The 4,012-nt window shown below is 74.0% G+C and carries 3 protein-coding genes; all 3 read right to left on the bottom strand.

Annotation, left to right across the window (positions count from 1 at the left end; genetic code table 11):
- Positions 1 to 148 precede the first annotated feature (148 nt).
- Positions 149 to 958, bottom strand: coding sequence for a hypothetical protein (locus tag Q0283_RS02195; protein WP_298042491.1), 810 nt, complete (start codon positions 956 to 958; stop codon positions 149 to 151).
- A 53-nt stretch (positions 959 to 1,011) separates the two neighbouring features.
- A complete protein-coding gene (locus tag Q0283_RS02190) occupies positions 1,012 to 2,709 on the bottom strand; it encodes a serine/threonine-protein kinase (RefSeq protein WP_298042489.1) in 1,698 nt (565 codons plus the stop codon).
- On the bottom strand, positions 2,706 to 4,012 hold a 1,307-nt coding region (locus Q0283_RS02185; protein ID WP_298042485.1), incomplete at its 5' end, for an FHA domain-containing protein. The genes Q0283_RS02185 and Q0283_RS02190, both read right to left, overlap by 4 nt.

Below are 4,012 nucleotides of genomic sequence, written 5' to 3'. Positions count from 1 at the left end.
CGAGACCGCAGCGGCGAACGCGGCCACCGCGAGCATGGCGAACCAGCCCCGGCGGACCGATCCGCGCCGCACGACCGACCTGTCCCGCACCCCTCTGTGTCTACCGGAGGTCCCGGGCCCGGACCAAGGTCCGGCGGGCGCTGCGATCTCAGTCCTCCTCGGCCCCGTGCGCCTGGTCCAGCAGCGGCAGGTCGTCCGCGGTGACCAGATGCGAGGTCACGGCGTGTTCGACCAGGCGGGTGCGCCGGTTGGTGGCCAGCCGGCCCCCTCCCCCGCGCAGGCCGGCCACACCCACCCGGTCGAGCTTGTCGCAGACGTTGTCCAGCTTCCGGTTGAACCGGGTGAGCGGCCAGCCCAGTCGCTGGGCGGCGCTGGCGGAGGAGGGGACGGTGGAGAACCCGGTCCCCCCGCGCCGCAGGATCGGTTCGGCCAGCGCCACGATGACGGCCTTCTGCGACGGGGTGAAGAGCACCGGGCCGATGGTCGTCTCCCCCACCCCCTCGGTCCCGTTCGACTGGTGCAGGAAGGACGGGTTCTTCAGGTGGACGGAGAACTCGTAGGTGGTCGGGCCCGCCGTGAAGACCACGTTGAGCTGGCCGAACACCAGAGGTATGCGCGAGCCCGGCGAGACCCAGGCCTGCATGCCGCCGGACGCGTCGGCCACGGTGGCGGAGATCATCGACCCCACGTTGGTGAGCCACCACAGCCCGTCGATCTGCCGGATCTCCATGAACCGGCGGTGCAGGTAGGGGTTGTCGTCGATCTCCAGGTCTCCCTCACGACCGATCGTGAACACCGCGTGCGGTGAGACCTCGTACCATTCCCCGACGAAGCAGACCGTCAGCTCGTCGGCCCCCGTGCCGCTCCGCGGCGGTTGCCGCTGCCCCGGCCGATCCGGCCGTCCTGCGCCGTCCTGCGCGACCGTCCCCTCAGCATCCATCGTCGGTTCCCCCTCCATGATGTCCCCCGTCCTGTGTCCTGCCGTCGTGGTGCCCGTCCGGGGCACCGCGGTCACTCCACGCACCCCACCGCCGGATCCGACTGCTTGCCGTTGGCGCGCACCACCACGACCTCGATGCAGGTGCGGTCCTGCTCCAGGACCGGTGTGGTGGCGGAGGCCTTCTCGGCGGTGGTGATCCTGCCCTTGCCGGTGGCGGTGGTGGTCCGCCAGAGGTACTCGTCACCCTGCGCCGGCTCCGGGTTCGTCCAGGTGAACACCGCGTCCTGCCCCTGACGGGTACCGGACACCTCCTCGGCCGCACGCACCGGTCGCTCCGGTTCCGGCAGCGGCAGGGCCGGGGACTCGGAGATCAGCGTGGGCGCGGTGACCGGGGCGGGACGGGCCGAGAGGCTGCCGGCCAGCCACACGGCCGCGGCCACCCCGAGGACCAGCACCACGAGCGAGGCGATGATCCCCGTCCTGTTCTCGGTCGCCCACGCCATGGCCGGGGACGCACCGGACCTCTCCTCGACGCGGTGCGCGGTGGTGCCGTCGGGTTCCCACTCCCCGCCGGCCTGGGGATAGCGGCGCGACGGCGCCCGGGCCCCGGCCAGGCCGCCGCCGATCCGCCCGCCCATGATCGTAGGATCGTCCTCCGCGGACGTGCCGGCCGGCGTCGAGCCCGGGTGGCCCCGGGTGCCGCGGCCGGGCCGGATGACGGTGGCGTCGTCGACGTCGTCCTCGGCGGGGCGCCCCGGTGCGGCGGCCGGGGGCATCGGCGGGAAGAGCCGTGAGGTGTCCGTGGCGCCGCGGTCCGGGTCGATCGAGACGACCTGGCGCACCCGGGTGGCCTCGCCGCCCTCCTCGACCGCGTCGTCCTCGGCCTCCAGGGACCCGGACTCGTCCATCACCTCGAAGGGGGTGACGGACAGTCCCAGCTCGGACTGGACCCGTTGCAGGGCCAGCGCCAGGGCGTGGGCGGAGGGGAAGCGCGAGGCTGGGTTCTTGGCCATCGCGGTGGCCAGCACCAGTTCCAGGGAGGCGGGCAGGTCCGCACGGTTCAGGGGCGGCAGGGGCGCCCTGCCGATCCGGGAGACCAGCTCCCGCTGCGAGTTGTCCGCACCGGGCCGCACGAACGGGGACCGGCCGGCGAGCAGCGTGTAGAGGGTGGCTCCGAGGGACCACACGTCCATGGCTACCCCGTCCGGGGACCCGCCGGTGAAGGCCTCCGGCGCGGACCAGGGGATGGACATGCCGGCCTCCTCGTCCAGCATGTCCGTGGTGCCGGAGATGCCGAAGTCGGTCAGGGCGGGCCGGTTGTAGTCCGTGGTCAGGATGTTGGCCGGCTTGATGTCCCGGTGCACGATCCCGGCCCGGTGCGCCGTCTCCACGGCCGAGGACACCTGGACGCCGAGGGCCAGGACCTCGTCCACGCCCAGCCGCGAACGCCGGTAGCGGATGTCCAGCGAGGGCCGGGAGCAGTACTCCATGGCCAGGTAGGAGTGGCCGTCCTCGGTGACGTCCGCCTCGTAGATCGTGACGATGTACGGGTGTGAGGACAACTGGGCCATGAGGTTGGCCTCGGACTCGAACGACTGGCGGGCGCGCTCGGTCCGCAACCCGGCGAGCAGCACCTTGACGGCCACCTTGCGCCGGGGCCGGTCCTGTTCGTACAGGTAGACGTCCGAGAACCCGCCGGATCCGAGCAGGCTGAGGTACCGGTACCCGGCGATCTGCGGAGGCGGCGCCGGGGGACGCTTCGAGCTCACGGGATCGCCTCGAACCGCAGGGAGACGCCGTCACCGAGGTCCGCGATGTCCCCGTCCAGGACCATGACGGCCTCGCCCTGGCCCAGCCGGCGGGGGGCGGCGCCCTCGCGGATCAGCACGGTGCCGTTGGTGGCCTTGAGGTCTCGCAGCTGCACGTGCCAGCCCTCGAGGACCACCTCGCAGTGGGAGCGGGAGATGTCCCCGTGGGGACTGCGGACCTGGATCATCCGCGGCATGGTGCCCGATCCCACGCGGTGGGCCTGCGGCTGGCGGCCGATGACCACCGGCCGGTCCAGCTCCAGCACCTCGCCCGTGGACATCCGGATCCGGCCCAGGGCCGGACGGCGGACCTGCCGGGCCTCTCCCCCCAGCGACTGCCCGCAACGCGCACAGGTGCTGGACGTGGGTGGGTTGGCGTGCCCGGTGGAGCACTGCCGCGCCAGGACCATGGGTCCGGTGGCCGGGGACGCCGGGGCCTCGGGGACGGCCGGGTCCACGGTCTCGACGCCGGCCAGGTCCAGGTCCGACCTCATGACGGTCTCGCCGTCGTGGTCCGGATCCGCGGGCACGGCCGTCGGGGTCCCCGGTGCGGGCCCGGACGGTGGCGCGGGAGTCCGGTCGGCGGGTGCCGGACCGGCCGCGGCCAGCGCGGCCGCCGACGGGGACAGCACGGTGTCGGCATCGACATCGTCCTCGGGATGCGCCCCCAGAGCGCCCGCCCGGCCCGGTTCGGCGGGGACGGCCGGCACGGGGGATCCCCCGTCCGGCCGGCCCTCATCCGGCCGTCCCGCGCCCGGTTGACCCGGGGCGGGGACGGCGCTTCGGGCCGCGGCGAGCCACGGGACCGAGTCGATGAGCTCGTGGGGTTCGGGAGCCCGGGAGGCAGGCCGGACCGGTGCGGACGCTGCGGACGCGGGAGCCGGGTCGGCGATCGTGCCGCGCCCGGCTTCCTCCAAGGGTCCGGTCTCGGACGGTGCCTCGACGTCGGTCTCCTCACGTAACGCCGTCCCGTCCTCGGCCGGCTGGACCAGGGTGGTCCGGCCGGAGGACTCCGGTGCGTCGGAGGCGGAGGGGGATGACAGGTACTCGGCGGTGTCCGGGGCGATGGTCATGTCGATGTCGGACTCCCCGGCCGGCTGATCGCCCATCGCGGGCGCCGCGTGACCCGCGCCGTCCTCGGCGTCCGCGCAGCCCTCGCCATCATCGGTGTGGCCGGTCACCGCGCCGTCCCCCACGTCGGCGGACTCCGCGGGCGGGACGGGGTCCGCTGCCCGCCCCGGTTCCGACGGGGCGGCCGGGCCGG

It is taken from the genome of uncultured Citricoccus sp. (genome assembly GCF_937871995.1).
Lineage (GTDB): Bacteria > Actinomycetota > Actinomycetes > Actinomycetales > Micrococcaceae > Citricoccus.
This window is presented reverse-complemented; position numbering and strand designations above follow the sequence as displayed.